2 protein-coding genes are annotated in these 2,224 nt (G+C 61.4%); both read right to left on the minus strand.

Annotated features, from left to right (window positions below; translation table 11 throughout):
• The coding region (locus AYK82_RS00005; RefSeq protein WP_156453209.1) for a DUF4815 domain-containing protein at positions 1–1,361 on the minus strand (1,361 nt) is incomplete at its 3' end.
• A 26-nt stretch (positions 1,362–1,387) separates the two neighbouring features.
• Positions 1,388–2,224, minus strand: an 837-nt coding sequence (locus AYK82_RS00010; RefSeq protein WP_208976334.1) for a hypothetical protein, incomplete at its 5' end; no start/stop codon positions are given.

Raw genomic sequence — 2,224 nt, forward strand, 5'->3', positions numbered from 1 at the left:
AGCGAGGCCAGCTCGCCGATATCCTGCATGGTGTAGCGGCCCGGGCCGTTATTCTCAACGCGCGGCGTCCCTGCAAAATCGTTGTGCACCTCGGCAAGGCGCAGCAGGCCATCGGGCGCGCGCGGTGGTTCACCGCTGCCCGCCAGCCCGCGCAAATAGACAGGCTGGCCCTCACGGTCGAGACACACCAGATCGGTGCGAGCCTGTTTAACCTGATAGGTGGCAATCACCTCACCGCCATCGCGCCCGCCGCTCAGGGTTATTGAGTTTGCGGTAACGGCAGCTGGCACCACCACATCACGAAAGCGGAATTGCACCTCGTAGGAACTGCCTTTGGCAGGCTCATCGCCCGCGATTGCCCAAGAGATTTTATGACCCGAAAGCGTGAAGTCCGCGCCCTCAGTGTAGGTTTTGTTGCCCTGCTTGAGAGAGACAACCGATAAAACAGAGGTCTCGCCGAGGTTATCCGCGCCGCCACTGGTTTGCCCGCGTGTGATGGTTTTGGTGGTCTCGCGCTCCAGCAGCACCTGCACAATCTGGTCAATAGGCCCCTCAAACAGCCGCAGTTCACACTGGCCGTTATCACCAGCGGTGAACACATGCTGCTCACCATCGATCTGGCGGGTAGTCCAGCTCTCCACCTCGCTGTGACGCAAAGCCGAGGCCCGCGTGCGGTAAAACCCGCCGATCGAGGCTGTGCCTGCGCCGATATCAAATTGCTGCGCCCCCGCATCATCGCGGCCAAGTGCGGTGACACCACACCCCTCGACAATGTAGCTGCCATGGGCACCAAAATCTGCCAGTGCCACCGCCTGCGCCGTCTCGGAGAGTTCCGCGCTTTGCTGGTTCAGTGGCACGCCGTCCTTGAGCCGGTAAACAGGGTAGAGCTCCCCATCAGCACCATCGCCCTCAAAGCCCCATGAAAGCGTGGTCACCTCGCGCAGTGCCCCCGGCTCGCCCTCGGCCAACGTGCCGGGCGCGAGGCCCAGCAAGCCTGCATCCTCGTCCGCATCAATATAGGTTTTGACAAGACGAACACCGATGAGCGCCGCACCAACCATGGGCACACCGCTCAGCACAGCGGCGGTTACCGGCAACACATCGCCACCTGCAAAGATCTCGCCTGCCTGTAGGTCCACATCGCCAGTTTCCAGCACGCGGATCGCCGCGCCGGTGCGCCGGTCGCCATCACGAGCGGAAAGGCGCGCTGCACGCTCCACACGGCGGCCCAAAATGCCGCGCATGTCGTTCAAGTCGGCTGCTTGCAGAAAGCGTTCCTCGGGGAAAATGATCGAGCTGTCGTCTGGTCGCGCAAAGGTGCGCTCATAAGCGCCGCGCACATCCGGATGCTTATAGTCCATGAGTGTTTTCCTAAACCTATCGGGTGTTAGCTATCGGCGAATGATAAAAGCCAGCGCACATGCGTGCGTTTGGTGGGCTCCAACGTGGTCGCCAGTTCTGTGCGGGCAATAGGCACGCCGCCCTTGATCTGGGGGGGCGTCAGGTGCTGCTGATATGGTGGCAATCCAGCCGCCGGTTTGGTGTCTGCCAGCAGCGCCACATGGGTCACATCCGCGCCGTCAAAATCATCAAATCCGGTGCGACAGGCCGCATAGACCTGCGAGCCTGTTTTGTCAGGTGCCGCGCCCTCGCCCGCCACCTGATAGGTATCGCCTGCGCCTACCTGATGACCGGCAGAAAGCCGCCGTGCACCAAGCAGCGTTTCCCCATTGTAAAAGCCTGCGTAGGTCAGCCTTGCAGCCAGACCGCTGGCCATGGCTCGTTTTGCAGTTGCGCCGCCGATCTGGTTAAACGGCTGGTGAATATCTGCAAATGGCAGGTGCAAATCGGAAAACGCCACCGTACCGCCCGGCTTAATCCACAGTCCCAATGGCTCCAGATCATCCGCGCCGAGCTCTCGCACAAAGCCAAAGTCCTCGCCAAAGCTCCATTTGGCCCGCGCCCCCGTCACCCGTGTGCCGCTATCATCACCCAAAATCGTGCCGGAGAGCTGCGCATAGCTGGCCTCTGTGGCCCGCACATCATAGCCCCGAAACCCGCGATAAAAATGCGAGCGCTCGGCGCTGGAAAGCCTAACCACCCCGTCAATTCGAGGCAAGTCACTCGGCAAATCCGGTAGGCGCGCCAGTTCCAGCTGGTCATTATGCCAGCGCCTGCGGCGGCTTGGTGCCCATTCCATCCGGCCCTCATAGCCGATAAAGCC

The sequence above is a fragment of the Polycladidibacter hongkongensis genome (genome assembly GCF_001561995.1).
Taxonomy (GTDB): Bacteria; Pseudomonadota; Alphaproteobacteria; order Rhizobiales; family Stappiaceae; genus Pseudovibrio; species Pseudovibrio hongkongensis.